The organism is Micromonospora sp. LHW51205 (assembly GCF_003315815.1).
Taxonomy (GTDB): domain Bacteria; phylum Actinomycetota; class Actinomycetes; order Mycobacteriales; family Micromonosporaceae; genus Micromonospora; species Micromonospora chalcea.
Map to the genome: position 1 here is coordinate 22,243 of NZ_QMEZ01000004.1, position 26,357 is coordinate 48,599.

The window sequence follows — 26,357 nt, forward strand, 5'->3', positions numbered from 1 at the left end:
GCCCCCCATCAGACTCCTCCCATCCGGGCGTCCCGCGCCGCCGCCATCCGGCTGGGCAGGCCCCACAACTGCACGAAACCCTTCGCCAGCGACTGGTCGAACGTGTCACCGGTGTCGTACGTGGCGAGGCCGAAGTCGTACAGGCTCGCCTCGGAACGCCGGCCGGTCACCACGGCCCGGCCGCCGTGCAGCCGCAGCCGCACCTCGCCGCTGACGTGCCGCTGCGCGTCGTCGATGAACGCGTCCAGCGCGCGCTTCAGCGGCGAGAACCAGAGCCCGTCGTAGACCAGCTCACCCCAGCGCTGGTCGACGCCGCGCTTGAACCGGGCCAGGTCCCGCTCGACTGTCACCGCCTCCAGCTCCTGGTGGGCGGTGATCAGCGCGACCGCGCCGGGTGCCTCGTACACCTCGCGGCTCTTGATGCCGACCAGCCGGTCCTCGACCATGTCGAGCCGGCCCACGCCGTGCGCCCCGGCGCGCCGGTTCAGCTCCCGGATCGCCTCGTACGGGGTGACCGTCTCGCCGTCGATCGCGACCGGGACGCCGGCGTCGAACGTGAGCACCACGTCGTCCGGGTCGCGTTCCGACGCCGGGTCGACGGTGTACGCGTAGAGGTCCTCGACCGGGGCGTTCCAGATGTCCTCCAGGAAGCCGGTCTCCACCGCGCGGCCCCACAGGTTCTGGTCGATCGAGTACGGCGACTTCGCCGACACGTCGATCGGCAGCCCCTTCTCCTCGGCGAACGCGATCGCCTTGTCCCGGGTCCAGGCGAAGTCCCGGGCCGGGGCGATCACCTTCAGGTCGGGCGCGAGCGCGCCCAGGCCGACCTCGAAGCGGACCTGGTCGTTGCCCTTGCCGGTGCAGCCGTGCGACACGATCGTGCCGCCGTGGGCGCGCGCCGCGGCGACCAGGTGCTTGACGATCAGCGGCCGGGACAGCGCGGACACCAGCGGGTACCGGTCCATGTAGAGGGCGTTGGCCCGGATGGCCGGCAGGCAGTAGTCGGCGGCGAACTCGTCGCGCGCGTCCACCACCTCGGCCTCGACCGCGCCGCAGTCGAGCGCGCGCTGCCGGATCACGGCCATGTCCTCGCCGCCCTGGCCGACGTCGACCGCCACCGCGATGATCTCCGCGCCGGTCTGCTCGGCCAGGTACGGAATGGCGACCGAGGTGTCCAGGCCCCCGGAGTACGCCAGCACGACCCGCTCGGTCACGTCGTGCTCCCTTCGACTGTGTCGTCCCGGCGGGCCCAGGCGGCGAGCCGCTCGCCCAGCGCCGCCCCGCCGTCGGCCTCCCGGGCCACGACGAGGATGGTGTCGTCGCCGGCGATGGTGCCGACGATCTCGGTGAGGCCGGCCCGGTCCAGCGCGCTGGCGAGGTACTGGGCCGCGCCCGGCGGGGTGCGCAGCACCGCGATGTTGCCGCTGGAGTCGACGCCGTTGAGCAGCTCACGCAGCAGCCGGACCAGCCGGGCCGGCGCGCCCTCGGCGTCGCGCAGCGGCCGGTGCCCGTCCTCCGGGATCAGGTAGACGCCCCGCCCGTCACCGCCGCGCGCGGTCACCGCCCCCAGTTCCTTCAGGTCCCGCGACAGCGTGGCCTGGGTGACCTGGATGCCGTCGCCGGCGAGCAGGTCGGCCAGCTCGGTCTGCGAGTGGATCGGGGTGTCGCGGATCAGCTCGACGATGCGGGCGTGCCGCGCGGCGCGGGTCAGCGGAGCGGTCATGCGGATTCCTCCAGGAGAAACGTCAGCAGCGCCTTCTGGGCGTGCAGCCGATTCTCCGCCTGGTCGAACACCGCGCTGTGCGGGCCGTCGAGCGCCTCGTCGGTGATCTCCTCGCCCCGGTGGGCGGGCAGGCAGTGCAGCACGATCACGTCGGCGTCGGCGTGGCCGAGCAGCGCGGCGTTGACCTGGTACGGCAGGAACGGCGTGATCCGGTCCAGCCCGTCGGCCTCCTGTCCCATCGACGTCCAGGTGTCGGTGGCGACGACGTGCGCGCCGCGTACCGCCTCGGCCGGGTCGGTGAGCACCTGGACCGAGCCGCCGGTGGTGGCGGCGATCTTCTCCGCGCGGGCCACGATCTCCGGGTCCGGCTGGAACCCGGCCGGGCCGGCGATCCGCACGTGCATCCCGGCGGTCGCGCCGGCCAGCAGGTACGAGTGGGCCATGTTGTTCGCCGCGTCGCCCACGTACGCGAGGATCCGCCCGGCGGTGCCGCCGAAGCGCTCCCGCACGGTGAGCAGGTCGGCCAGCATCTGGCAGGGGTGGTACGTGTCGGTGAGCGCGTTGACCACCGGCACCGTGGCGTGCTCGGCGACCTCGGCGATCCGGTCGTCGCCGTGGGTGCGCAGCACGATCGCGGCGACGTAGCGGGACAGCACCCGGCCGGCGTCGGCGAGCGTCTCGCCGCGGCCGAAGTGGGTGACCTGGGTGTCCACCACCAGCGGGTGCCCGCCCAGTTCGGCGATGCCCACGTCGAACGAGATCCGGGTCCGCAGGCTCTGCTTGTCGAACAGCACCGCCACCGACTTCGGTCCGGCCAGCGGCTGGTGGCCGTACCGGTCGGTCTTCATCCGGGCGGCGAGGTCGAGCACGGCGGCCTGCTCGGCGGGCGTGAGGTCGTCGTCGCGCAGGAAGTGGCGGATCATGCGGGAGCCTCCGTCGGGGTCGTGGCGTCGGACGCGGCGTCGTCGGCGGTCGCTGCGGCGTCGGTGGAAGGGTGCGGCGCGGCGGCGGACAGCGCGGCGGGCAGCGCGGCGACGAAGGCGTCGGCCTGCGCCACGGTGAGGATCAGCGGCGGGGCGAGCCGGATCACGTCCGGCTGCACCGGGTTCACCAGGAAACCCGCGTCGCGCAGCGCTGCCGCCGCGGCGGCGGAGACCGGCTGGTCGAGCACGATGCCGAGCAGCAGGCCGGCGCCGCGCACCTCACGGACCAGCGGGTGACCGAGCGCCTCGACGCCGCGCCGCAGCCGCTCGCCGACGCGCTTGACGTGGTCGAGCAGGCCCTCGTGCGCGATCGTGGAGACGACCGCGAGCGCGGCGGCGCAGCTGATCGGATTGCCGCCGAACGTGGTGCCGTGCGAGCCGGGGGTGAGCAGGTCGGCGGCCCGGCCGAAGGCCAGGCAGGCGCCCAGCGGCAGGCCGCCGCCGAGGCCCTTGGCGAGCGTGATGACGTCCGGCTCGACTCCCTCGGCCTGGTGGGCGAACCAGTGGCCGGTCCGGCCGATGCCGGTCTGCACCTCGTCCAGCACCAGCAGCGCGCCGTGCGCGGCGGTGATCCGCCGGGCCGCGGCGAGGTAGCCGGGCGGCGGGACGACCACGCCGTTCTCGCCCTGGATCGGCTCGATGATCAGCATGGCGGTGTCGTCGGTGACCGCCTCGGCCAGCGCGTCGGCGTCGCCGAACGGCACGTGCGTCACGTCGCCTGGTAGCGGGCGGAACGGGTCGGCCTTGGCGGGCTGCCCGGTCAGCGCCAGCGCGCCCATGGTCCGGCCGTGGAAGCCGCCGTGGGTGGCGACCACGTGCCGGCGGCCGGTGAGCCGGGACAGTTTGAACGCCGCCTCGTTGGCCTCCGCGCCGGAGTTGGCGAAGAACACCCGGCCGGGGCGGCCGGCCAGCGCGAGCAGCAGCTCGGCCAGCGCCACCGGCGGCTCGGCGACGAACAGGTTGGACACGTGCCCGAGCGTCGCGACCTGCTTGCTGACGGCGGCCACCACCGCCGGGTGGGCGTGGCCGAGCGCGTTGACGGCGATGCCGCCGAGCAGGTCGACGTACTCCCGGCCGGTCTCGTCGGTCACGACGGCGCCGGAGCCGGAGACGAGCGCCAGCGGCGGCGTGCCGTAGTTGTCCATCATGGTGGCGTTCCACCGCTGCACCAGCGTGCTCATGAGTCGATCACCATGGTTCCGAAGCCCTCCGACGTGAACACTTCCAGCAGCGTGGAGTGGGCGACCCGGCCGTCGACGACGTGCGCGGCGGGCACTCCCCCGCGCACCGCCCGCAGGCAGGCCTCCATCTTCGGGACCATGCCCGACTCCAGGGACGGCAGCAGCTTCGCCAGGTCGTCCGCGGTGATCTCGCTGACCAGGCTGGACGTGTCCGGCCAGTCGGCGTACAGGCCGGGCACGTCGGTCAGCACGACCAGCTTGCGGGCGTCCAGCGCCACCGCGAGCGCGGCGGCGGCGGTGTCCGCGTTGAGGTTGTGCAGCACCCCGTCGGCGTCCGGCGCGACTGTCGAGATGACCGGGATCCGGCCGGCGGCGATCAGGTCGGTGACCGCCGAGACGTTCACCGACTCCACGTCGCCCACCTGGCCCACGTCGACCGCTTCGCCGTCCACGTACGCGGGACGGCGCACGGCGGTGAACAGCCCGGCGTCCTCGCCGGAGAGGCCGACCGCGTACGGGCCGTGCGCGTTGATCAGCCCGACCAGTTCCCGGCCGACCTGGCCGACCAGGACCATCCGGACCACGTCCATCGCCTCCGGGGTGGTGACCCGCAGGCCGCCCCGGAACTCGCTGGCGATGCCGAGCCGGCCGAGCATGGCGGAGATCTGCGGGCCGCCGCCGTGCACCACCACCGGCTTCAGGCCGGCGTAGCGCAGGAACACCATGTCGGCGGCAAACGCCCGCTGCAGTTCCGGGTCGACCATGGCGTTGCCGCCGTACTTGACCACGACGGTGGCGCCGGAGAAACGGGCCAGCCAGGGCAGCGCCTCGATCAGCGTGGCGGCCTTGGCCTGGGCCCGGGTGAGGTCAGCACTCAAGTTCATGTGGAATAGGCCGAGTTCTCGTGTACGTACGCGTGGGACAGGTCGTTGGTCCAGATGGTGGCGGTGTCGACGCCGGCGTGCAGGTCGATCCGGACGGTGACGCCGCGGCCGGTGAGGTCCACCTTGGCGCGGTCCTCGGCGGCGGCGCCGCCCCGGCACACCCAGATGCCGTTGACCGCGACGTCGACGCCGTCCGGCTCGAACACGGCGGTGGTGGTGCCGACCGCGGCGAGGATGCGGCCCCAGTTCGGGTCGTTGCCGAACAGCGCGGTCTTGACCAGGTTGTTGCGGGCCACCGTACGGCCCACCTCGACCGCGTCGTCCTCGCTGGCCGCGCCGACCACCTCGATCGCGACCTCCTTGGTCGCGCCCTCCGCGTCGGCCAGGAGCTGCTGGGCCAGGTCGTGGCAGGCGGCGGTGACCGCGGCGGTCAGCTCCTCGGCGGTCGGCTCGATGCCGGACGCGCCGCTGGCCAGCAGCAGCACCGTGTCGTTGGTGGACATGCAGCCGTCGGAGTCGATCCGGTCGAACGTGATCCGGGTGGCGGCGCGCAGCGCGGCGTCCAGGGCGTCCGGCCCGGCCACCGCGTCGGTGGTGAGCACGCAGAGCATCGTGGCCATGGCCGGGGCGAGCATGCCCGCGCCCTTGGCCATGCCGCCGACGGTCCAGCCCGTACCCTGCGCCACTGTCGTCTTGGGCCGGGTGTCGGTGGTCATGATGGCCTCGGCGGCCGCCGGGCCGCCGTCGCGGGACAGGCCGCGCACCGCGTCGCGTACGCCGGGAAGCAGCTTGTCCATCGGCAGCCGCTCGCCGATCAGGCCGGTCGAGCACACAGCGACCTCGCCCGCGCCGACGATGAGCCGCGCGTTCGCCGCGGTGATCGCGGCGGCGGTGTGCTCGGCGGTGGCGTGGGTGTCCTGGAAGCCGGCCGGGCCGGTGCAGGCGTTCGCGCCGCCGGAGTTGAGCACCACGGCGCGCACGACGCCGCCGTGCACGACCTGCTGGCTCCACAGCACCGGCGCGGCCTTGACCCGGTTGGCGGTGAAGACACCCGCCACACCGGCGTCCGGGCCGTCGTTGATCACAAGGGCGACGTCGGGCGCGCCGGAAGACTTCAGTCCGGCCGCGACACCTGCGGCGCGGAACCCACGGGGGACGGTGACGCTCACGGGGCCACTCCAAACACGGACAGACCGGTGGTCTCCGGGAGACCCACCATCAGGTTGGCGTTCTGCACGGCCTGGCCGGCCGCGCCCTTGCCCAGGTTGTCGATCGCGCTGACCACGATCACCCGCCCCGAGTCGACGTCCACCGTCGCCTGGAGGTGGCAGGCGTTCGAGCCGGCGGTGGCGGCGGTGTGCGGCCACGCGCCCTCGGGCAGCACGTGCACGAACGGCGCGTCGGCGTACGCGGCGGCCAGCACCGCGCGCGGGTCGGCGTCGCCGGTGGGCACGGCGGTGACGGTGGCCAGGATGCCCCGGGGCATCGGCGCGAGCACCGGGGTGAAGGACAGGCCGGTCGCGCCGGTGGCCTGCTTGATCTCCGGCACGTGCTGGTGCGCGCCCACCTTGTAGGGCGACAGGTCGCCCATCACCTCGCTGCCGAGCAGGTGGGCCTTGGCGGCCCGGCCCGCGCCGGAGGTGCCGGAGGCGGCGACCACCACCACGTCGTCGGGGCGTACCGCGCCGGCCGCGATCAGCGGCGCCAGCGCCAGCGTGGTCGCCACCGCGTAGCAGCCGGTGCTGGCGACCCGCGACGCGGCGGCGATCTCGGCCCGCTGGCCGGGCAGCTCGGGCAGCCCGTAGGTCCAGGCGCCGGCGTGCTCCCCGCCGTAGTAGCGGGACCAGGCGCCGGCGTCGCGCAGCCGGTGGTCCGCGCCCAGGTCGACCACCTTGACCGTGCCGGGCAGCGCCGCGGCGAGCGCCGCGGACTGCCCGTGCGGCAGGGCCAGGAACACCAGGTCCGCGTCGGCCAGGGTCGCCGGTTCGGTCGCGGCGAAGACCAGGTCCAGGCCGGCGAGCTGCGGGTGTACGGCGGTGACCGGCTGACCAGCCTGGGTGTGCGCGGTGGCGGCGATCAGCTCGAACTCGGGGTGACCGGCGAGCAGGCGCAGCAGTTCGCCCCCGGCGTATCCACTCGCCCCGGCCACCACTGTTCGAATGCCCATACCCACCTCCGCATGACTATGCAGAGAAGGGTACCGGTCGGGGCGACCTCATCGCAAGGTCATACGGCGCGCTGCATAGCCATGAGACAACGTTCACGGGCGGCTCGCGTGCGCGCGGTGTTAAAAGGGGCCCCCTCCTCTACCGGAGGCGTTAAGAGGGGGCCCCTCCTTTCAGGCGCCGCGCAGGGTGGCGCCGAAGCGCTCGGCGGCGACAGCGACCGCCGCGTCGCGCGCCGCCACCGCCTCCTCGCCCGCCAGGGTCCGGTCCGGGGCGCGGAACGTCAGCTTGTACGCCAGCGACTTGCGCCCCTCGCCGAGCTGCTCGGAGGTGTAGACGTCGAACAGGCGGACGTCCTCCAGCAGCGCGCCCGCGCCCTCGACCAGCGCCGCCCGCACCTCGGCGGCCGGCACCGCGTCGTCCACCACGAGCGCCACGTCGATCAGCGCCGGCGGGAACGTGGAGATGGTCGGGCCGGCGACCAGGGGGGCGGCGGGCAGCGCGTCCAGGTCCAGTTCCATGGCGCTGGTCCGCCGGGGCAGCTCCAGCGCGGCCAGCACGGCCGGGTGCAGCTCACCGGCGTGGCCGACGACCACGTCGTCCACCACCAGTTCGGCGCAGCGGCCCGGGTGCCAGGGCGCGCGCTCGCCGGCCCGTACCGTCACCCGGTCGGCGGGGATCCCGGCGGCGTCGAGCACGGCCCGGCCCGCCTCGATCGCGTCGGCCCAGCCGGCCGCGCGGCCCGCGCCCCACCAGCCAGCCGGCTCGATCTCGCCGGTCAGCGCGACCGCGACGTGCCGCGGCTGGGCAGGTACCACCGCGTCGGCGGCGGCGAACTCCTCGTCGGTGGGCCGCCGGTCCACGCCCATCGCGGGCGGGGCGCCGGCGCCGGGGCGCGGGTGGAAGACGGTGCCGATCTCGTAGATCGCCACGTCCCGCTGACCCCGGCCGACGTTGCGCCTGACGATGCCGAGCAGCGGGCCGAGCAGCGTGGTGCGCAGCAGCGGCTCCTCCTCCGACAGCGGGTTCGCCAGGCGTACCGCGGGGCGGCGCGGGTCGTCGGCGGGCAGGCCGAGCTGGTCGACCAGTTCCGGCGCGACGAACGGCTGCGCCAGCACCTCGACGTAGCCGCGCTCGGCGAGCGAGCGGGCGACGGCCCGGCGGCGCTGCTGCTGCCAGGTCAGGCCCCGGCCGGGCGGCGCGGTGGGCAGCACCGACGGCACCCGGTCGTAGCCGTCGAGGCGTACCACCTCCTCCACCAGGTCGGCCGGGTCGGTCAGGTCGGGACGCCAGCTCGGCGGCGTCACGGTCAGCACCTCACCCTCGCCGGAGCCGACCCCGGCCGTGCCCGGGTCCTCGGCGAGCCGGTCCGCGCCGCGCGTGACTGTGCAACCGACCTGCTCCAGCAGCTCCACCACGCGGTCCGGCGAGTAGGACACGCCGACCCGCCGCGACGGCAGGTCCACCGGCAGCGTCACCGGCGTACGCGGCGCGACGTGGTCGATGTCGAGCACCTCGTCGCCGGCCGTGCCGCCGGCGAGGTCGGTGAGCAGCCGGACCGCCTTGTCCAGCGCGACCAGCGGCAGCGCCGGGTCGACGCCCCGCTCCCACCGCTTCGCCGCCTCGCTGAACAGCTTGTGCCGCCGCGCGGTACGGCCGACGGTCGCCGGATCCCAGTGCGCCGCCTCGAACAGCACGTTCGTGGTGGAGGCGAGCACCTCGCTGGTCTCACCGCCCATCACCGCGGCCAGCGAGATCGGACCCGTGTCGTCGCAGATCACCAGGTCCTCGGCGGACAGCGTCCGGCTCACCCCGTCCAGCGTGGTCAGCTTCTCCCCCGCCTCGGCGCGGCGCACCACGAGCGGCCCGGCGATCCGGTCCGCGTCGAAGGCGTGCATCGGCTGGCCGAGTTCGAGCATCAGGTAGTTGGTGATGTCGACCGCGAGCGAGATGCTGCGCACGCCGGCCACGGTGAGCCGCTGCCGCATCCAGCCCGGCGTCTCCACGGTCGGGTCGACGCCGCGCACCATCCGCGCCGCGAACCGGTCGCAGCCGACCGGGTCACGGACCTCCACCGGGTACGCGGGCTCGGCGGTCGCGCCGGGCGCTGGCGCGTCGGCCGGGTCGCGGAACGGCACGCCGAGCGCGTGCGACAGCTCCCGGGCGATGCCGCGCACGCTCAGCGCGTACCCGCGGTCCGGGGTGATCTCCATCTCGACCACGACGTCGTCCAGGCCGACGACGGGCCGGGCGTCGTCGCCGGGCTGGGCCTTGACGTCCTCGGGCAGCACGACGATGCCCGAGTGGTCGTCGCCCAGTCCCAGCTCCTGGGCCGAGCAGATCATGCCGTGGGAGTTGCGCCCGTACGTCTTGCGCGCGCCGATCGCGAACCCGCCGGGCAGCACGCCGCCGGGGAGGATCACCACGACCTTGTCGCCCTGGGCGAAGTTGCGCGCCCCGCAGACGATCTCCTGCGGCTCGCCGGTGCCGTTCGCGGCGCCGACGTCGACCCGGCAGAAGCGGATCGGCTTCTTGAAGCCGGTCAGCTCCTCGATCTCCAGTACCTCGCCGACGACCAGCGGGCCGGTGACGGACTCGCGCAGGTCCACCACGGACTCGACCTCGATGCCGAGGTCGACCAGCGCCTGCTCCAGGTCGCCGGTGGGCAGGTCGGCCGGCAGGTCGACGTACTCGCGCAGCCAACTGACAGAAACTCGCATGACTGTTAAACCACCGTTCCCGTAGCTCAGGCGCCGAACGCGCGGGTGAACCGCACGTCGCCCTCGGCCATGTCCCGCATGTCGCTGACGCCGTGCCGGACCATCACGGTCCGGTCGATGCCCATGCCGAACGCGAATCCGGAGTAGACCTCCGGGTCAATGCCGCAGGCGCGCAGCACCCGCGGGTTGACCATGCCGCAGCCGCCCCACTCGACCCACTGCGGACCGTCCCGGTGCTCCGGGAACCAGACGTCGAACTCCGCCGACGGCTCGGTGAACGGGAAGTAGTGCGGCCGCCAGCGGGTCTTCGCGCCCTCGCCGAACATGGCCCGGGCGAAGTGGTCGAGCGTGCCGCGCAGGTGCGCCATGGTGATGCCCTTGTCCACCACGAGGCCCTCGACCTGGTGGAAGACCGGCGCGTGGGTGGCGTCCAGCTCGTCGGTGCGGTAGACCCGGCCGGGCACCACCACGTAGATGGGCGGCTTGCGGCTGAGCATGGTGCGCGCCTGCACCGGCGACGTGTGGGTGCGCAGCACCAGGCCCGAGCCCTCGGGTGCGATGTGGAACGTGTCCATCAGGCCGCGCGCCGGGTGGTCGGCCGGGATGTTCAGCGCGTCGAAGTTGGTCCACTCCAGCTCGACCTCGGGACCCTCGGCCACCTCGTAGCCCATGCCGATGAACAGGTCACTGATCTGCTCCATCAGCACGCTCAGCGGGTGGCGGGCGCCACGCGGCCGGCGGTCGTACGGCAGGGTCACGTCGACCCGCTCCTCGACCAGCACCCGCTCGGCCTGCTCGCGCTCCAGGATCTCCTGCCGGGCGGCGTACGCGGACTCGATCGCCCGGCGGGCCTCGTTGACCCGCTTGCCGGCGTCGGCCTTCGCGGCCGGCGGCAGCGCGCCGATCTCCCGGCGCGCCAGCGACACCGGCGACCGGTCGCCGAGGTGCGCGGGGCGCAGCGCGGTGAGCGCGTCCGGGTCGGTGGCGTCGGCGAACGCCTTCTCGGCGTCGGCCACTGCTCCGGCCAGGGCGTCCGGGTCGAGCAGGGCGACCTGCTTCGGGTCGTACGGATCGTTGCGGTAGCTCATGGTGAACGGGCACTCCCTCACGGCGGCGCCGACCCTCACGGGTGGCTAGGCGAGTCTACGGACGCGCGGCTTCGCCGCAGCCCGCCGGTGGGGAGTCGTGCAGGGGGAAGGGTCAGGCCCGCCGCCCGCCGACACCGGCGGGCTGGCTAAACGAACGCCGTGGCGCGTTCATGACGAGGCGGACTCCCCTGCTGTCTCTCGCGCGCCCCGGGGGACACGCAGTGCTCTGGCGGAAGAATACAGGCAGACGGCGGCAGCCGCAGCCAGGTTCAGGCTCTCCGCGCGCCCGTGCAGCGGCACCCGGACCCGGGCGTCGGCGGCGGCGGTCAGCTCCTCGGGCAGGCCGTGCGCCTCCGATCCGAACAGCCACGCTGTCGGCGCGGCCAGCCTTCCGGCGTCGGCGAGGTCGTCCAGGTCGCTGTCGCCGTACCCGGTGGTGGCGAAGATCTTCAGGCCCGCGGCCCGCAGCGCCTCGACGGCGGCGAGCGGGTCGGCGGCGCGCACCACGTCGACGTGGAAGAGGCTGCCGGCGGAGGCCCGCACGCATTTGCCGTTGTAGGGGTCGACCGCCTCGCCAGCGAAGATCACCGCGCCCGCCCCGGCCGCGTCGGCGGTGCGCAGCACGGTGCCGGCGTTGCCCGGGTCGCGGATCCCGGCGAGCACCGCGACCAGTCGCGGTCCGCGCGCCACGGCCTGCGCCAGGGGTACGTCGAGGTGCCGGCACACCGCCACCAGTCCCTGCGGCGCGACCGTCTCGGCCAGCGCGGCCAGCGCGTCGTCGGTCACCTCGGAGACGGGCACGTCGGCCCGGGCGGCCGCGGCGGCGAGGTCGGCGTACCTGTCGAGCGCCGCCGGGGTGCCGAACAGCTCCACCACGGTGCCGGCGCGGGCCAGCGCCTCCCGGACCGCCTGCGGCCCCTCGGCCAGGAACCGGCCGGCCTGGTCGCGGTCGCGCCGGCGGTGCAGCCGGCGGGCCGCCACGACCCTGGGGGTACGCGGGGTGAACGGTCCGGGAACGGCGTCGAGACGCCTCCCCTGCGGATGTGACTGCATGGGAGACGCCTCGATCTGCCGTACGGGGTGGGTCAGGCGGCCTGAGCCGCGGCGCCACCGGTGCCCTCGGCCGCCACGGCGGCGCGGGCCAGCTCGACGATCGCCGCGAACGAGGCGGCGTCGTTGACGGCCATGTCGGCCAGGATCTTCCGGTCGACCTCGATGCCGGCCAGGCGCAGGCCCTGGATCAGCCGGTTGTAGGTCAGGCCGTTGGCCCGGGCGCCGGCGTTGATCCGCTGGATCCAGAGCTGCCGGAAGTCGCCCTTGCGGTCGCGACGGTCCCGGTAGGAGTACTGCATCGAGTGCAGCACCTGCTCCTTGGCCTTGCGGTACAGCCGGGAGCGCTGACCGCGGTAACCGCTCGCGGTCTCCAGCAGGGTACGACGCTTCTTCTGGGCGTTCACAGCCCGCTTGACGCGTGCCATCTCAACTCCTTCTTCGGTTCAGGTGGCTCGCGTCAGCGGCCGAGCAGCTTCTTGATGCGCTTGACGTCGGCCTTGGCCAGCTCGACGGTGCCGGTCAGCCGACGGGTCTGGGTGCTGGGCTTCTTCTCCAGGTTGTGGCGAAGGCCGGCCTGCTGGGCAACGATCTTGCCCTTGCCGGTCACCTTGACCCGCTTGCCCATACCCGTGTGGCTCTTCATCTTCGGCATTGGAACGTCTTCTCCCCTGTTACTGGCCGCTGGTCTCAGCGGTCGTACCGGTCTCGCCGGCTGCTGCGGTGTCGCCGGCCGCCGGGGTCTCGCCGGCCGGAGCGGCCGGTTCCTCCGCGGCCCGGTCGCGCGGTCCACCGCGGGACGCCGTGGCGGCGACCGCGGAGGCCTTGACGGCCCGGTGCGGAGCGAGAACCATGATCATGTTGCGGCCGTCCTGCTTCGGAGCGGCCTCGACGTATCCCAGGTCCGTGATCTCGGACTCGAGCCGGCGCAGGAGCCGGTAACCCAGCTCCGGGCGGCTCTGCTCCCGACCGCGGAACATGATCGTCACCTTGACCTTGTCGCCGGCCTTGAGGAACCGCACCACGTGACCCTTCTTGGTCTCGTAGTCGTGCGGGTCGATCTTCGGCCGGAGCTTCATCTCCTTGATGACGGTCTGCTGCTGGTTACGCCGCGCTTCGCGCGCCTTGAGTGCGCTCTCGTACTTGAACTTGCCGAAGTCCATGAGCTTGCACACCGGCGGGCGCGCCATCGGCGCAACCTCGACCAGGTCCAGGTCGACGTCCGCGGCCAGCTGCAGGGCGCGCTCAAGCGGGACGATGCCCACCTGCTCACCCTCAGGGCCGACCAGTCGGACCTCACGTGCCCGGATCTGCTCGTTCACGCGTGGTTCGACGCTGATGGGGCCTCCTCGAGTCGAGTCTCCTACGGTGCCGACTCCGCGGGCTCCCGGGCGGGAGCCGACCCGGAAAGCAGAAGGCCCCGGCATATGCCAGGGCCCACTCGACCGGTCGGCACGATCACAGGATCGCGCATCCGGCGCCGGGACGTGCCCGAAACCGGGGACCGGACCCGGCCACCGTGGCGGCGACTCGGGTGGGAGCGGGCGCTCCGCTTCACGACCGCCCGCGCGTCAGGGACGGGGGCAGTCTGGTCGACTCCGCAACACTACACCCTCGGCCCAGGCCCGCCCAAACCGGGCTCGCTGGTCAGCGGGGTGCCGACTGGCCGGCGGACAGCGCCGCCAGGTGCGCCTGGTGCAGCCGGCGCAACGCGCGGACCGCCTCGACCGCGCTCTCCTTGTCGGCGGCCTGCAACGCGACCATCGGGAGCAGGTCGTCGTCGTGCAGCTCCAGGCTGGCCCACGGGGCGCCCCGGTCGAACCGGACCCCGCGGATCACCTCCCACGGCAGCTCGTACGAGCTGAACACGTTGCGCACCCGGACGCCCTTGGCGTCGGCGACCACGCGCGGGCGGGTGAACAGCAGGAAGCCGAGCGCACCGAACACGCCCAGGCCGATCATGGCGAACTGGTCGCCGCGCTGGAACGTGCCGTAGCCGTTGCCGGTGGCGCCGGTCAGCGACGTCGCGACGAGGCTGAACACGACGAACAGCGTGACGGCCGACACCCAGCACACGACCCGGACGCGGCGGGGTCGCACGGTCACCACGGAATCGCTCACCCGACCAGTCTGCCATCCGGTTCGCGCGCATCTTCGGCCGCCACACGGTCCGGGCCGCGCCGGCGCAGGCTGGTGACCACCACGGCGAGCAGCGTGAGCAGGGCGCCGGCCAGCACCGGCAGCCGCACGCCGGGCCCGCCGGGTAGGACCAGGTCCAGCAGCAGCGCGCCACCGAGCTGCCCGGCCACCAGCGCCAGGCCGGTGCGCAGCACCCCGGCGGCGCGTACGCCGACCAGCAGGGAGAGCACGATGCCGACGCCGAGCAGGCCGCCGGCGTAGAGCCACCACTGGCCGGGCCAGCGGGGCTGGCTCGCGAGCGCGCCGGTCAGCGCCGCCACCGCGCCGATCACCACGGTGCTGACCGCGAAGTTGACGGCGAGCCCGGCGGCCGGGCCCACGGTGGCGGCGACCCGGCCGTTGAGCGCGGACTGCGTCGCCACCGCCAGCCCGCCCAGGACGCAGAGCAGCACCAGCCCGACCGCCAGTTCGCCGACCGGGCGGCCGAGCTGGGCGAGCGCGACCGCGCCGACGCCGAGCACCGCCCCGCCGACGCGGGGCACGGTGAGCGGCATCCGCCCGGTCGCGGCCAGCCCGGCCCGGTCCACCGCCAGGCCGCCGAGGCTGCCGCCGGCCACCTGGGCGATGGTGAACACCGCCACCCCGAGCACGGGCACCACCACCGGCGCGACCAGCACGATCACCGCGCCGCCCACCCCGCCCAGGTAGGTCCACCAGGGCAGCCCGGAGCGGCGCAACGCGGCCAGCCCGGCGCGCATCGACGGCAGCGCCACGATCCCGGCCAGCACCAGCAGGCAGCCGCCGAGGTTGTTGACGACCGCGCCGAGGACCGGGGCGCCGGTCCGCTCCCCCATCTCGGCGTTGACCACGCCCTGGGCGGCGGAGGCCACGCCACCGGCCACGACCACCGCGAGCGCGGCCGGGAGCGGCAGCGGCCTCACAGGCGGCAGGCGTGGATGTTGGTGACCAGGATCGCGCGGGCGCCCAGCTCGTACAGCTCGTCCATGATCCGGTGCACGTCGTCGCGGAGCACCATCGCCTGCACCGCGACCCAGCCCTCCCGGTGCAGCGGCGAGACCGTCGGCGACTCGATGCCGGGGGTCAGCGAGCTGGCCCGGTCGAGCAGGCCGGCCGGCACGTCGTAGGCGAGCATCACGTAGCGCCGGGCGACCAGGACGCCGTGCAGCCGGCGCAGCAGCTGCTCGTGCTGGGCGCCGCCGGGCGTGCCGGCGCGGCGGACCAGCACCGCCGAGGAACGCAGCAGCGGCTCGCCGAACACCACCAGGCCGGCCTGGCGCAGCGTCGCGCCGGTCTCCACCACGTCGGCGACCACGTCGGCCACGCCGAGGCGGATGGCGTTCTCCACCGCGCCGTCCAGGCGGATCACGTCGGCCTTGACGCCCAGCTCGGCCAGGTGCCGCTCGACCAGACCCGGGTACGCGGTGGCGATCCGGTGCCCGCCCAGATCCCGGACGTCGTCCACGTCCTGCGGGCGTGCGGCGAACCGGAAGGTGGCCTGGGCGAAGGCGAGGTCCACCACCTCCTCGGCCGGAGCGCCGGAGTCGATCAGCAGGTCCCGCCCGGTGATGCCGACGTCGAGGTCACCGGAGCCGACGTAGGTGGCGATGTCCTTGGGGCGCAGGTAGAAGAACTCGATGTCGTTGGGCTCGTCCCGGCAGACCAGGTCCTTCGGGTCGGTGCGCTGGCGGTAGCCCGCCTCGCGCAGCATCTGGGCCGCCTTCTCGGCCAGAGCGCCCTTGTTGGGTACTGCGACACGCAGCATGGGAGTGCTCCTTCGTTCGATCGGATGATCAGCGGACGGGCACTCACAGATGTCGGTAGACGTCCTTCAGTTCCAGACCGGTGGCGAGCATCAGCACCTGCGCCTGGTAGAGCAGCTGGGAGATCTCCTCGGCGGCCCGCTCCGGGCCCTCGTGCTCGGCGGCCATCCACGACTCGGCCGCCTCCTCGACGACCTTCTTGCCGATGAAGTGCACGCCCTTCGCGAGCGCGTCGACCGTGCCCGAGCCCGGGGTGCCGGCGGCGGCCTTGGCCTGCAGCTCGGCGAACAACTCCTCGAACGTCTTCACGGAAGGCGATTCTTCCAGCCGCTGCTGGTGACGGGCCGGGTGGGTCAGGCGAAGCCGACGCGGTGGGCGGACTGGGCGTCCAGGCCGCGAATCGCGAGGGCGGCGTCCAGCGCGGCCACCGTCGCCGACCAGCCCTTGTCCTCGGCCGAGCCGGGCAGCCCGGCCCGGTCCCGGGCCTGCTCGACGGTGTCCACCGTCAGCACCCCGTGCGCCACCGGCTTGCCCTCGTCCAGCGCCACCCGGGTCAGCCCCTCGGTGACCGACTGGCAGACGTAGTCGAAGTGCGCCGTCGCGCCGCGTACCACGACGCCGAGCGCGACCACCACGTCGAAGCGGCGGGCCATCGCCTGGGCCACCACCGGCAGCTCCACCGAGCCTGCCACCCGGGCCACCACGGCCCGCGCCCCGCACGCCTGCGCGGCGGCCACCGCCCGCTCGGTCATGTGGTCGGTCAGCTCGCCGTGCCAGCGGGCGGCCACCACGCCGACAGTCATGCCGGCGGCGTCCACCGCGCTCACGCCCGGCTCCCCGAAACCCGCCATCGCCCTACGCTCCGATCTCGTCACCGGCGACCGGGCGGCCCATCGGCGCCTCGGTCACCTCGTCCAGTCCGTCCAGCAGGTGACCCATCCGGTCCCGCTTGGTGCGCAGGTAGCGCACGTTCTCCGGGTTGGACCGCACGGGCAGCCCCTCCCGGCCGGTCACGGTGAGCCCGTACCCCTCCAGCCCGGCCCGCTTGGCCGGGTTGTTCGTCAGCAGCCGCATCGAGCGGACGCCCAGGTCGTAGAGGATCTGCGCGCCGGTGCCGTAGTCGCGGGCGTCCGCCGGCAGGCCCAGGTCGAGGTTCGCGTCCACGGTGTCGCGGCCCTGGTCCTGGAGCTGGTACGCCTGCAGCTTGTGCAGCAGGCCGATGCCCCGGCCCTCGTGCCCGCGCACGTAGAGGACCACGCCGCGGCCCTCGGCCGCGACCCGGGCCAGCGCGGCCTGCAACTGCGGCCCGCAGTCGCAGCGCAGCGAGCCGAACACGTCGCCGGTGAGGCACTCGGAGTGCACCCGCACCAGCACGTCCCGCCCGTCGCCGAGGTCGCCCATGACCAGCGCGACGTGCTCGGCCGGGTCGTGCTCGGCGCGGTAGCCGAGCGCCTTGAACACGCCGTACGGGGTGGGCATCCGGGCCTCGGCGGCCAGCTCGACCTGCTTCTCGGTACGCCGCCGGTAGGCGATCAGATCCGCGATGGTGACCAGCGTCAGGCCGTGCTCGGCGCAGAACTTCTCCAGGTCCGGCAGGCGCATCATGGTGCCGTCGTCGTTCACCAGCTCGCACAGCACCCCGGCCGGGCGCAGCCCGGCCATCCGGGTCAGGTCCACCGCCGCCTCGGTGTGCCCGGGTCGACGCAGCACCCCGCCGGCGCGGGCGCGCAGCGGCACCACGTGGCCGGGCCGGGCCAGGTCGGTCGGGTCGGTGGCGGCGTCGGCGAGCAGCCGGATGGTGTGCGACCGGTCGGCGGCCGAGATGCCGGTGCTGACGCCCTCCCGGGCGTCCACCGTCACGGTGTATGCGGTGCCGCGCCGGTCCTGGTTGGTGTGGTGCATCGGCGGCAGGTCGAGCCGGTCGCACTCGTCCTCGGTCAGCGGCACGCAGATGTAGCCGGAGGTGTAGCGGACCATGAACGCGACCAGCTCCGGGGTGGCCAGCTCGGCCGCGAAGATCAGGTCGCCCTCGTTCTCGCGGTCCTCGTCGTCGACCACGACCACGGGGCGCCCGGCGGCGATGTCCGCCACCGCCTGCTCGATCGATCCGAAAGTGGTCATGCCACTGCCTCCGAGTACGTCGCCGGGATCGGGGCGGGCGCGGTCGCGACGGCCCGGGAGGTGCGCCACCAGCTGTACAGGCCGGCCGCGCAGAACGCGCCGTAGACCAGGTACATGGCGGCCGACGGGTAGAAGCCGCCGCGCAGCAGCAGCGGTACGCCGACCGCGTCGACGGCGATCCAGATCAGCCAGAACTCGACCCAGCCGCGGGCCATGCCGTACGTGGCGAGCAGGCTGCCGACCAGGATCCAGGCATCAGGCAGCGGCCCCCACGAGCCGAGCGCGGCGAGCACCGGGTACGCGGCGGCGGTGCCGACGACGGCGGCCACGAGCAGGCCGAGCCGCTCCGGCCAGGTGGCCCAGCGCGGCACCACGGCCGGCTCGTCCCCGCCACCGGCACGCCGGTTGCGCGACCAGCGCCACCAGCCGTACACGCTGACGGCGAAGAAGAAGACCTGCCGGCCGGCCTGGCCGTAGAGGTCGTGCGCCTGCGGGGTGACGAAGACGCCGCCGAGGAACACGGTGAGCAGCAGCGCGTTGCCGATCATGCCGACCGGCCAGGCCCACACCACCCGGCGCAGTCCGAGCAGCGCCGAGGCGAGCCCGAAGCCGTTGCCGACGATCTCCCGGACCAGCACCGGCGAGCCGGCCACGTGCACCTGGGCGTCGAGCAGCCAGCCGAGCGGGCCCATCACCGCACGCTTCCCGCGCCGCGGTCGCCGAGCAGCCGTTCGACGTACTTGGCCAGCACGTCGACCTCCAGGTTGACCGGGTCGCCGACCTGCTTCGTGCCGAGCACGGTGAGCTTGAGCGTGGTGGGGATCAGGCCGACCGAGAACCAGTCGTCGCCCGCCTCGGCGACGGTAAGCGACACGCCGTCGACGGTGATCGAGCCCTTCTCCACCACGTACCGGGCCAGCCCGTCGGGCAGCCGGAACCGGACCGTCTCCCACTGCGCGGCCGGCTCCCGGGCGACGATCTCGCCGACGCCGTCGACGTGGCCCTGCACCAGGTGCCCGCCGAGGCGGCTGTTGAGCGCGGCGGCGCGTTCCAGGTTGACCGGGTCGCCGGGGCGCAGCGCCCCCAGCGCGGTGCGGCGCAGCGTCTCGCCCATCACGTCGGCGGTGAACACCCCGCCGTCGACGTCGACAACGGTCAGGCAGACCCCGTTCACCGCGATGGAGTCGCCGTGCCGGGCGTCCGAGGTGACGAGCGGGCCACGGATGGCGACCAGGGCGGAGTCGTCGCCGGTCTCGGTGCTCCGGACGATCTCGCCCAGCTCCTCGACGATGCCGGTGAACATGTCAGGCCTCCCTCTTCCGGGGCAGCGCGGTGATCCGCAGGTCGGGACCGACCCGCGTAACGTCGGTGATCTCCAGATCGATGGCGTCGGCGATGGTGCTCACGCCGGCGTCGAGCAGCGCGGTCGGGCCGGCGCCGAGCAGCTTCGGCGCGACGTACCCGACGATCTTGTCGACCAGGCCGGCGGCGAGGAACGCGCCGGCCAGCGTCGGCCCGCCCTCCAGCAACGCGGCCCGCACGCCGCGGTGGTGCAGCTCCGCGAGCAGCGCCGCCAGGTCGACCCGGCCGTCCGGCCCGGCGCCGACCTCCGCGGCGGTGGCCACCCAGGTGCGGGCGGCACCGTCGCGGACCCGGGCCTCGGCCGGGGTACGCCCCGAGCTGTCCACCACCACCCGCAGCGGCTGCCGGATGGCCAGGGTGCCGTCGCGCAGGTTGCGGGCGGTGAGCCGGGGGTCGTCGGTGAGCACGGTGCCCACCCCGGCGAGCACCGCGTCGACGGTGCCGCGCAGCGCGTGCACGTCGATCCGGGCCGCCTCGGAGGTGATCCACATGCTGGTGCCGTCGGCGGCGGCCGAGCGCCCGTCGAGCGTGGCCGCGTACTTCCAGATCAGGTACGGCCAGCCCCGGCGCATCGAGGTGAGCCAGGCGACGTTGCCGGCCTCGGCTTCCTGGGCGCGTACCCCGAGGGTCACCTGGACCCCGGCGGCGCGCAGCGTGGCCGCGCCGCCGGAGGCGACCGGGTTGGGGTCGGGCACGGCGACCACGACGCGGGCCACCCCGGCGGCGATGAGCGCGTGGCTGCAGGGGCCGGTGCGGCCGGTGTGGTCGCAGGGCTCCAGGGTGACCACAGCGGTGCCGCCGCGGGCGCGGGCGCCGGCCTGGGCCAGCGCGACGATCTCGGCGTGCGGGCCGCCGGCGTAGGCGTGGAAGCCCTCGCCGACGACCTCGCCGTCGGTGTCGAGCAGCACGCAGCCGACGACCGGGTTGGGGCTGGTGGCGCCGAGGCCGCGCGCGGCCAGTTCGATGGCACGACGCATCGCCTCGTCGACGGAGACGCTCGCCATGGCCGTCTGTCCTCCCGCTCGCCGGTCGCGCGCGGGCGGGTTCGGGAGCAGCGGCCACAAAGCCGCGGACACGCGGCGGCGGAGAACCCGGGGACGGCGTCGCCGACCCCGGGGAGCCCACGCGGCGGCTGAGGGTGCTCAGCGGCCGGCAGGGGCCTCCCCCGTTCCGCGCGCTGTCTCCCATCCGGACTGTCTGGGGGCGGACGAGCCGCACCCCAACCGTCGGCCCCGGATTCTCACCAGGTCCACCGTCCGGCCGAAGCCGTCCGGGTCGCGGGCTTACCACGGTCGGACCGTGGATCACCGCCGGTTCGGAATTTCACCGAGCCCCGCCAGCGCGTGGTGGGTATACGGGAAGTCTTACACGTTCCGGCCGGGTGCGCGCCACAGAGGCGAGCTACCTCACAGGAGCGCTCAGGTGACGCCGCGCCGGCGGTCCACCGCCACGTACGAGCCGGGCTGGCTCTTGGCCACCGTCTTCATCTCCGAGGCCACCGCGATGGCCTCCAGCGGGTCGGTGAACCGCTTGCCGGAATCGGACAGCGACACCCCGATGGAGAGCGTGACGAGCGCGGCGCGGCGGATGTTGCCGCGCCGGTCCTTCAGCTCGACGAAGCCGCGTTCCCGGTCGGTGGCGTCGTAGAGCGCGTCCGCGGCCTTCTCGAAGTCGACAACGGCCCGGCTGGTCAGCGGCCGGACCTGGCTGGGCGCGCAGACGATCACGAAGTCGTCGCCGCCGACGTGCCCGAGGAACGCCGGCGGCAGCCCGATCGACACCACCGCCCGGTGCAGGCTGCGGGCCAGCGCCGAGATGAACTCGTCGCCGCGCACGAAGCCGTACCGGTCGTTGACGCTCTTGAACCGGTCGATGTCGATGTAGCCCACGGCGTAGTCGACGCCGTTGCGGACCCGGTCGCTGATCTCCCGCCGGATCCGGCTGTTGCCGGGCAGGCCGGTCAGCGGCGAGACCTCGCGGAACTCCTTGTTGCGCCGCAGCGTGGAGTTGACCCGGGCCACCAGCTCCAGCGTGTCGAACGGCTTGACCAGGTAGTCGTCGGCGCCGACGCTGAGCCCGTTGACCTTGTCCTGGGTCATCCCCTTGGCGGTCAGCATGATCACCGGCAGCGCGGAGGTCATCGGGTCGGCGCGCAGCCGCCGGGTCAGCTCCAGGCCGTCGACGCGCGGCATCATCAGGTCCACCACCGCCAGGTCGGGCCGCTGCCGCTCGATGATCTCCAGCGCCTCCTGGCCGTCACTGGCGTGCAGCACCTCGAAACCGTGCAGGCGCAGGTTGAACTCGACGAAGCGGGCGATGTCCTCGTCGTCGTCGACGACCAGGATGACGTCGGGGCGCTCGCCGGCCGCGTCCATCTCAGGCCCCGGTCATCGCACGTTCCGCCAGGCCCCGCAGGCGGCGTACCGCCTCCGCGGGATCGTCGGCGCCGTAGACGGCGGTGCCCGCGACGAACGCGTCGGCCCCGGCCGCGGCGGCCTGCTCGATGGTGTCCGCGGCGATGCCGCCGTCGACCTCGATGCGCAGCTCCAGGTGGCCGCTGTCGACGTGCCGGCGGGCGGCGCGCACCTTGTCCAGCAGCTGCGGCAGGAACCGCTGGCCGCCGAAACCGGCCTTGATCGTCATGATCAGCAGCGTGTCGAAGCTCGGCAGCAGCTCCAGGTACGGCTCGATCGGGGTGTCCCGGTCGATCGCCAGGCCCGCCTTCGCCCCGGCCGAGCGCAGATCCTTCGCGAGCGCCACCGGGTCGTCGCACGCCTCGGCATGGAACGTGACGTTGTACGCCCCGGCGTCGGCGTACCCGGGCGCCCAGCGGCGCGGATCGGTGATCATCAGATGCACGTCGAACGGGATCTCGGTCACGGCGCGCAGGCTCTGCACCACCGGCAGCCCGATGGTCAGGTTGGGCACGAAGTGGTTGTCCATGACGTCGACGTGCAGCCAGTCGGCGGCGGGCTCCACGGCACGGACCTCGTCGGCGAGGCGGGCGAAATCGGCGGCCAGGATGCTCGGCGCGACGATCGGCGGCGGTACGGTCACCGGGCCAGTGTACGAACGCGGTGATCCGGAGGTCGCGGCACGGCTCCCGGAGCGACAGGTGGTGAGCCTTCCGTCACCCGTGGTGCACCATCGGGCCGTCCGGAGCGGAAAATGGCACGAATAGTCGTCGGTGACTAGCCGATCGATTGAAAGATGACGAAACTCCTACAGGGACGGTCACGTATGCTGCACGCCCGGGCGCGGGGGACGCCGGTCGGGCCTATGGCGACCGGCTGCCATCTCTCCCGGAAGGGGCGGACGATGCGACGGTGGCTCCACGTGCTCGCGCTGGCCGGCGCCGCGACTGCGGTGCTCGCCGGCTGCGCTCAGACACACCGGGCCGATGGCGACCTGATCGACGACTGGGCGGCGCTGCCGGCGCCGCGGCTGTTCGTACCGGCGACAGACGCGTGCCTGCCCCGGCTCACCACGGTGGTGGCCGCCGCCACGTACGAGACCGTCGACTGCGCGGGCAGCCACCTGGCCGAGACGGTGCACGTCGGCACGTTCACCGGGCCGGAGACGCTCGGCGACCGCCCCGAGCCGGGCACCCCGGCGCTGCGGACCGCGCGCGCCGAGTGCGACCGGAGCGCCCGGGAGATGATCGGCGGGGACTGGCACGCCGCCCGGCTCACGCTGAACATCGCGCTGCCGACTGTGGCCGCCTGGGGCGCCGGCGCGCGCTGGTTCCGCTGCGACCTGGCCGAGACCGACAGCATCGACAACACCCGTCCGATCAACCGGGTCGGCAGCCTGCGCGGCGCGCTGGTCGGCGACAACCCGCTCGTGCACAGGTGCTTCGACCCGAAGCTGATCGGCAAGAACCTCAACTACATGGCCCCGGTGCTCTGCACCGAGCCGCACCGCGCGGAGTTCGTCGGCGTGTACGAGGAACGCGACATGAGCTGGGCGGAGTTCACCAAGGGCGCGCCCGCCACGCACCGGCGCTGCATGACGCTGATCGCCCAGTTCGCCGAGGTGCCGGACAACGCCGAACTGCCGTACCGGGCCGGGTCCATCTACTACCCACCGTCGCAGCGGGAGTGGGAGGAGGGCGACCGGGGGGTGCGTTGTTTCCTGTGGAGCGACGACCGCAAGCTCAACCGATCGGTGCGCGGTGCCGGTCCCGAGGGGCTCCCGGTGACCTGATCGGCTGCCGTATGCTGCACCGCCGAGGCGTACCGGGGGGCCGGTCGGCTCCGGACGCACGGGGAGGTCTGTCGCGATGCGGCGTTTGTGGGTGGCGGTCACCGTGTCAACGGTGGCGGCGCTGGCGCTCGGCGGCTGCGCCGCGCCGGCCGGAGTGGACCGCGACCTGACCGACGACTGGCCCGCGTTCGCCGCGCCGGTCGGCTTCGTGCCGAGCACCGGGGCCTGTCACCCCACCGTCGCCGACGTCGGCTACCTCAGCGGCTACCAGCCGGTCGACTGCGCCGCCACCCACCGCGCCGAGACGCTGCACGTCGGCACGATGAGCGGCCCGGAGGCGGAGCGCTCCGCCCCGCCGCGCACCGGCTCGGCCGGTATGCGCGCCGCGCACGGCGACTGCGCCCGCCAGGTCACCCAGGCCCTCGGCGGGGACTGGCGCTCCGGGCGGCTGCGGCTGTCGGTGGTCTTCCCCTCGGCGCTCGCCTGGTCCGGCGGGGCCCGCTGGTACCGCTGCGACGTCGCCGAGGTGACCGACCTGGATCAGGGCGACGTGGCCGAGCGCACCGGCAGCCTGCGGGGCGCGCTGAAGCCCGGCTCGAAGCTGGCGCTGGGCTGCTTCAACCCGAAGATGAGCAAGGACGACGTGCAGGAGATGCGGCCGGTGGCCTGCACCGCGAAGCACCACGCCGAGTTCGTCGGCGTCTACCAGGCGCCGGACATCAGCTACGCCGAGTTCGAGCGCACGCCGCTGCGTACGCACAAGGCGTGCCGCGGGCTGATCGCCAAGTACGCGAAGCTGCCCGACGACGGCAACATGCAGTACCGGGCCGGCACCATCATCTACCACCCGTACGCGGAGCAGTGGCGCGACGGCGACCGGGGCGTGCAGTGCTTCCTCTGGGTCTCCGACCGGACGCTGACCCGCTCGGTGAAGGGCGCGGGCGCCAAGGCGCTGCCGATCACCTGAGCCACGGGCGGGGCGGGCCGGCGCCCACCCCGCCCGTGTCCGCTCAGCCGACCTGCAGCGTCACGTCGTCCACGACGAAGCTGGTCTGCAACGAGGAGTCCTCGACCCCGGTCCACTTCAGCGTGACCGTCTGCCCGGCGTACGCGGCCAGGTTGAAGGTGCGCTGGGTGTAGCCGGTGGCCTTGTTCAGGTTCGAGTACGTGGCCAGCGTGGTCGAGCCGACCTGCACGGTGAGCTTGTCGTACGCGGTCGAGCTGGTCGTCTCGGCCGAGTCGATGTGCAGCCAGAACGAGAACGTGTAGCTGCTGCACCCGGACGGCAGCGTGACCGACTGGGACAGCGTGTCGGTACGCGAGGAGCCGTACCCGTTCAGCCACGCCTTGTACGACCCGGTGCGGGCCGCCTGGCTGGAGCTGTTGGTGATCACGCCGGAGCTGGCCGTCCACGGCGTGGTGCCGGACTCGAAGCTGCTGTTGCCGATGAGCTGGCCGCCGGTGCAGCCGCCGCTCCCGCCGGTCACGGTGATCGTGTAGCTGGCGGTGCGGGTGGCCGAGCCGGTGCCGGTCACGGTGAGCGTGAACGTGCCGGTGGTGGCCGTCGACGAGGCGCTGACGGTCATGGTGGACGAGCCGCCCGAGGTGACCGAGGACGGGCTGAAGCTCACCGACACGCCGCTCGGGGCGCCACTGGCGGACAGCGCCACGGTCTGCGCGCTGCCGGAGGTGGTGGCGGTGCTGACGGTGGCGGTGGTGGAGCCGCCCCGGGCGACGCTGCCGGAGGTGGGGCTCACCGAGACGGAGAAGTCGTTGGCGGGTGTGCCGCCGCCGACCGCGAGCGCCCAGATCGTGTACGCGACGCCGTCCGCGGCCCGGTTCAGGATGGTCGTGTTGATGTTGCTGGTGTTGTCGCAGGAGCGGTGGTAGCAGCCGTCGTACGCCGCGCCGGCGGTGCCGCCCCACTTGCTGGCCTGCGCCGACGTCTTGGTGTAGCTGGCGCCCGCCGCGTAGCCGGAGGTCTGGATGCCGGCGTTGGCGAACGAGTAGTCGTCGGAGCGGCCCTGACCCTCGGTGTTCTCCTCCGGCGAGATGCCGAACGAGTCCCAGTACGCCTTCAGCGGCGCCGCGGTGGCCGAGGTGATCCGGTTGATGAAGTAGCCGCCGTTGGGCGAGCCGACCATGTCGAAGTTGTAGTAGCCCTTGATGTAGCCGCGCTGGGTGGAGCTGAGCTGGTTGACGTAGTGCTTGGAGCCCTGCAGGCCCTGCTCCTCGCCGTTCCACCAGGCGAACCGGACCCGCTTGGTCATGGTCGGGTTCTGCGCGGCCAGCACCAGCGCGTTCTCCAGCAGCACCGACGAGCCGGAGGCGTTGTCGTTGATGCCCGGCCCGGCGGCCACGCCGTCCAGGTGCGCGCCGAACATGACGACCTGGTCCGACGGGCCCTGCGGCCACTCGGCGATCAGGTTGTTGCCCGGGTAGGTGCAGGTGGAGCAGTTCTGCTCGGTGACCGTGTAGCCGGCCGCCTGGAGCTTGCCCTTCACGTAGTTGACCGACGCGGTGTAGCCGGCCGAGCCGGCGCGCCGGTTGCCGCCGTTGCTGGTGGCGATGGAGTTGAACTGGGTGAGGTGGGCCTGGATGTTGCTGAGGGAGACGTCCGGCGCGGCGAGCGCGGCGATCGCCGGGGCGGGGGCGGCGGCCGGCGCGGGGGCGGCGGAGGCGGTGCCGGCCAGGCTCGCCGTCGTCAGGGTGGCGACGAGGGCGAGCGCGAGGCTCGTGGTCGGCGTTCTGCGTCTCATGGAGACTCCTCGTGGGGGTTCGGCGGGCGGGGTGCCGGGACCGGTGGTCGAAACAGTTACATGCATCGATCGGACAGTCAACGGGCTGTCACATCCCACCGGCCCCCTCCCCCACCGGGATGCCGCACACGCTCCATCGCTCCCCATTTCTCCGCATGACGAGCAAGGAGTTCGTGTCCGGGCACGGCGGACACG

Annotated in this window: 27 protein-coding genes and 1 riboswitch; of the genes, 2 read left to right on the forward strand and 25 right to left on the reverse strand. The window is 73.5% G+C overall.

All coding sequences use genetic code 11. The features are described from left to right. Nucleotides 1-8 precede the first annotated feature (8 nt). The 24 genes from DQE82_RS16070 to rpe all read right to left on the reverse strand — a co-directional run bounded on the left by DQE82_RS16070 (nucleotide 9) and on the right by rpe (nucleotide 22,254). The gene (locus DQE82_RS16070; protein WP_113973128.1) at nucleotides 9-1,214 is read right to left on the reverse strand and encodes an argininosuccinate synthase; all 1,206 of its coding nucleotides are present in this window, start codon (nucleotides 1,212-1,214) and stop codon (nucleotides 9-11) included. Continuing rightward, nucleotides 1,211-1,723, reverse strand: coding sequence for an arginine repressor (locus tag DQE82_RS16075; RefSeq protein WP_043324920.1), 513 nt, complete (start codon nucleotides 1,721-1,723; stop codon nucleotides 1,211-1,213). The genes DQE82_RS16070 and DQE82_RS16075 overlap by 4 nt, the downstream gene beginning before the upstream one ends. Continuing rightward, on the reverse strand, nucleotides 1,720-2,646 hold the full coding sequence (argF, locus tag DQE82_RS16080) for an ornithine carbamoyltransferase (RefSeq protein ID WP_043324921.1): 927 nt from the start codon (nucleotides 2,644-2,646) through the stop codon (nucleotides 1,720-1,722). Before argF ends, DQE82_RS16075 begins: the two co-directional genes overlap by 4 nt. Beyond that, nucleotides 2,643-3,887 (reverse strand): acetylornithine transaminase, encoded by a 1,245-nt coding sequence (locus tag DQE82_RS16085; protein ID WP_104114302.1) that lies wholly within the window; start codon nucleotides 3,885-3,887, stop codon nucleotides 2,643-2,645. The genes argF and DQE82_RS16085 overlap by 4 nt, the downstream gene beginning before the upstream one ends. Next, a complete protein-coding gene (argB, locus tag DQE82_RS16090; RefSeq protein ID WP_043324923.1) occupies nucleotides 3,884-4,771 on the reverse strand; it encodes an acetylglutamate kinase in 888 nt (295 codons plus the stop codon). The genes DQE82_RS16085 and argB overlap by 4 nt, the downstream gene beginning before the upstream one ends. Continuing rightward, nucleotides 4,768-5,940, reverse strand: a complete 1,173-nt coding sequence (gene argJ, locus DQE82_RS16095; protein ID WP_113973129.1) for a bifunctional glutamate N-acetyltransferase/amino-acid acetyltransferase ArgJ — start codon at nucleotides 5,938-5,940, stop codon at nucleotides 4,768-4,770. Before argJ ends, argB begins: the two co-directional genes overlap by 4 nt. Continuing rightward, a complete protein-coding gene (argC, locus tag DQE82_RS16100; protein WP_113973130.1) occupies nucleotides 5,937-6,938 on the reverse strand; it encodes an N-acetyl-gamma-glutamyl-phosphate reductase in 1,002 nt (333 codons plus the stop codon). Before argC ends, argJ begins: the two co-directional genes overlap by 4 nt. Nucleotides 6,939-7,109: 171 nt before the next feature. After that, the gene (pheT, locus tag DQE82_RS16105; RefSeq protein ID WP_064448493.1) at nucleotides 7,110-9,656 is read right to left on the reverse strand and encodes a phenylalanine--tRNA ligase subunit beta; all 2,547 of its coding nucleotides are present in this window, start codon (nucleotides 9,654-9,656) and stop codon (nucleotides 7,110-7,112) included. Between the two features lie 26 nt (nucleotides 9,657-9,682). Further along, nucleotides 9,683-10,744: a phenylalanine--tRNA ligase subunit alpha gene (pheS, locus tag DQE82_RS16110; protein WP_043324926.1), complete on the reverse strand. Its 1,062-nt coding sequence runs from the start codon at nucleotides 10,742-10,744 to the stop codon at nucleotides 9,683-9,685. A gap of 168 nt (nucleotides 10,745-10,912) precedes the next feature. Beyond that, nucleotides 10,913-11,797 carry an RNA methyltransferase gene (locus DQE82_RS16115; RefSeq protein ID WP_113973131.1) on the reverse strand — a complete coding sequence of 295 codons (885 nt, stop codon included), beginning with the start codon at nucleotides 11,795-11,797 and terminating at the stop codon, nucleotides 10,913-10,915. A 32-nt stretch (nucleotides 11,798-11,829) separates the two neighbouring features. Continuing rightward, on the reverse strand, nucleotides 11,830-12,222 hold the full coding sequence (gene rplT, locus DQE82_RS16120; RefSeq protein ID WP_043324928.1) for a 50S ribosomal protein L20: 393 nt from the start codon (nucleotides 12,220-12,222) through the stop codon (nucleotides 11,830-11,832). Nucleotides 12,223-12,254: 32 nt separating this feature from the next. Continuing rightward, nucleotides 12,255-12,449: a 50S ribosomal protein L35 gene (gene rpmI / locus DQE82_RS16125; RefSeq protein WP_026267805.1), complete on the reverse strand. Its 195-nt coding sequence runs from the start codon at nucleotides 12,447-12,449 to the stop codon at nucleotides 12,255-12,257. A gap of 19 nt (nucleotides 12,450-12,468) precedes the next feature. Next, nucleotides 12,469-13,116 carry a translation initiation factor IF-3 gene (gene infC, locus DQE82_RS16130; RefSeq protein ID WP_043324929.1) on the reverse strand — a complete coding sequence of 216 codons (648 nt, stop codon included), beginning with the start codon at nucleotides 13,114-13,116 and terminating at the stop codon, nucleotides 12,469-12,471. Between the two features lie 325 nt (nucleotides 13,117-13,441). Further along, nucleotides 13,442-13,915 carry a PH domain-containing protein gene (locus DQE82_RS16135; protein ID WP_030502474.1) on the reverse strand — a complete coding sequence of 158 codons (474 nt, stop codon included), beginning with the start codon at nucleotides 13,913-13,915 and terminating at the stop codon, nucleotides 13,442-13,444. Next, nucleotides 13,912-14,874, reverse strand: a complete 963-nt coding sequence (locus DQE82_RS16140) for a DMT family transporter (RefSeq protein WP_113973132.1) — start codon at nucleotides 14,872-14,874, stop codon at nucleotides 13,912-13,914. The genes DQE82_RS16135 and DQE82_RS16140 overlap by 4 nt, the downstream gene beginning before the upstream one ends. Continuing rightward, entirely contained in the window at nucleotides 14,871-15,716 is an 846-nt protein-coding gene (hisG, locus tag DQE82_RS16145; RefSeq protein ID WP_113973133.1) for an ATP phosphoribosyltransferase, read from the reverse strand. Before hisG ends, DQE82_RS16140 begins: the two co-directional genes overlap by 4 nt. Nucleotides 15,717-15,759: 43 nt before the next feature. Continuing rightward, nucleotides 15,760-16,041, reverse strand: a complete 282-nt coding sequence (locus DQE82_RS16150) for a phosphoribosyl-ATP diphosphatase (protein WP_197494977.1) — start codon at nucleotides 16,039-16,041, stop codon at nucleotides 15,760-15,762. A gap of 26 nt (nucleotides 16,042-16,067) precedes the next feature. Continuing rightward, nucleotides 16,068-16,565, reverse strand: coding sequence for a 6,7-dimethyl-8-ribityllumazine synthase (gene ribH, locus DQE82_RS16155; protein WP_043324935.1), 498 nt, complete (start codon nucleotides 16,563-16,565; stop codon nucleotides 16,068-16,070). Between the two features lie 4 nt (nucleotides 16,566-16,569). Continuing rightward, a complete protein-coding gene (locus tag DQE82_RS16160; protein ID WP_113973134.1) occupies nucleotides 16,570-17,835 on the reverse strand; it encodes a bifunctional 3,4-dihydroxy-2-butanone-4-phosphate synthase/GTP cyclohydrolase II in 1,266 nt (421 codons plus the stop codon). Beyond that, on the reverse strand, nucleotides 17,832-18,527 hold the full coding sequence (gene pnuC, locus DQE82_RS16165; protein ID WP_030502479.1) for a nicotinamide riboside transporter PnuC: 696 nt from the start codon (nucleotides 18,525-18,527) through the stop codon (nucleotides 17,832-17,834). Before pnuC ends, DQE82_RS16160 begins: the two co-directional genes overlap by 4 nt. Beyond that, nucleotides 18,527-19,138, reverse strand: coding sequence for a riboflavin synthase (locus tag DQE82_RS16170; protein WP_064448497.1), 612 nt, complete (start codon nucleotides 19,136-19,138; stop codon nucleotides 18,527-18,529). The genes pnuC and DQE82_RS16170 overlap by 1 nt, the downstream gene beginning before the upstream one ends. A gap of 1 nt (nucleotide 19,139) precedes the next feature. Beyond that, nucleotides 19,140-20,201: a bifunctional diaminohydroxyphosphoribosylaminopyrimidine deaminase/5-amino-6-(5-phosphoribosylamino)uracil reductase RibD gene (ribD, locus tag DQE82_RS16175; protein WP_043324937.1), complete on the reverse strand. Its 1,062-nt coding sequence runs from the start codon at nucleotides 20,199-20,201 to the stop codon at nucleotides 19,140-19,142. 168 nt (nucleotides 20,202-20,369) lie between these two features. After that, a riboswitch (FMN riboswitch) is annotated at nucleotides 20,370-20,542 on the reverse strand. Between the two features lie 73 nt (nucleotides 20,543-20,615). After that, entirely contained in the window at nucleotides 20,616-21,572 is a 957-nt protein-coding gene (locus DQE82_RS16180) for a response regulator (RefSeq protein ID WP_043324938.1), read from the reverse strand. Nucleotide 21,573: 1 nt separating this feature from the next. Then, a complete protein-coding gene (gene rpe / locus DQE82_RS16185; protein ID WP_043324939.1) occupies nucleotides 21,574-22,254 on the reverse strand; it encodes a ribulose-phosphate 3-epimerase in 681 nt (226 codons plus the stop codon). Nucleotides 22,255-22,515: 261 nt separating this feature from the next. Between rpe and DQE82_RS16190 the strand changes: the two genes are divergently transcribed. Further along, a complete protein-coding gene (locus DQE82_RS16190; RefSeq protein WP_043324940.1) occupies nucleotides 22,516-23,403 on the forward strand; it encodes a septum formation family protein in 888 nt (295 codons plus the stop codon). A 76-nt stretch (nucleotides 23,404-23,479) separates the two neighbouring features. After that, entirely contained in the window at nucleotides 23,480-24,370 is an 891-nt protein-coding gene (locus DQE82_RS16195; protein ID WP_043324941.1) for a septum formation family protein, read from the forward strand. Between the two features lie 43 nt (nucleotides 24,371-24,413). On the opposite strand, the gene DQE82_RS16200 is transcribed toward DQE82_RS16195, so the two are convergent. Further along, nucleotides 24,414-26,162: a M28 family peptidase gene (locus DQE82_RS16200; RefSeq protein ID WP_064448499.1), complete on the reverse strand. Its 1,749-nt coding sequence runs from the start codon at nucleotides 26,160-26,162 to the stop codon at nucleotides 24,414-24,416. Nucleotides 26,163-26,357 lie beyond the last annotated feature (195 nt).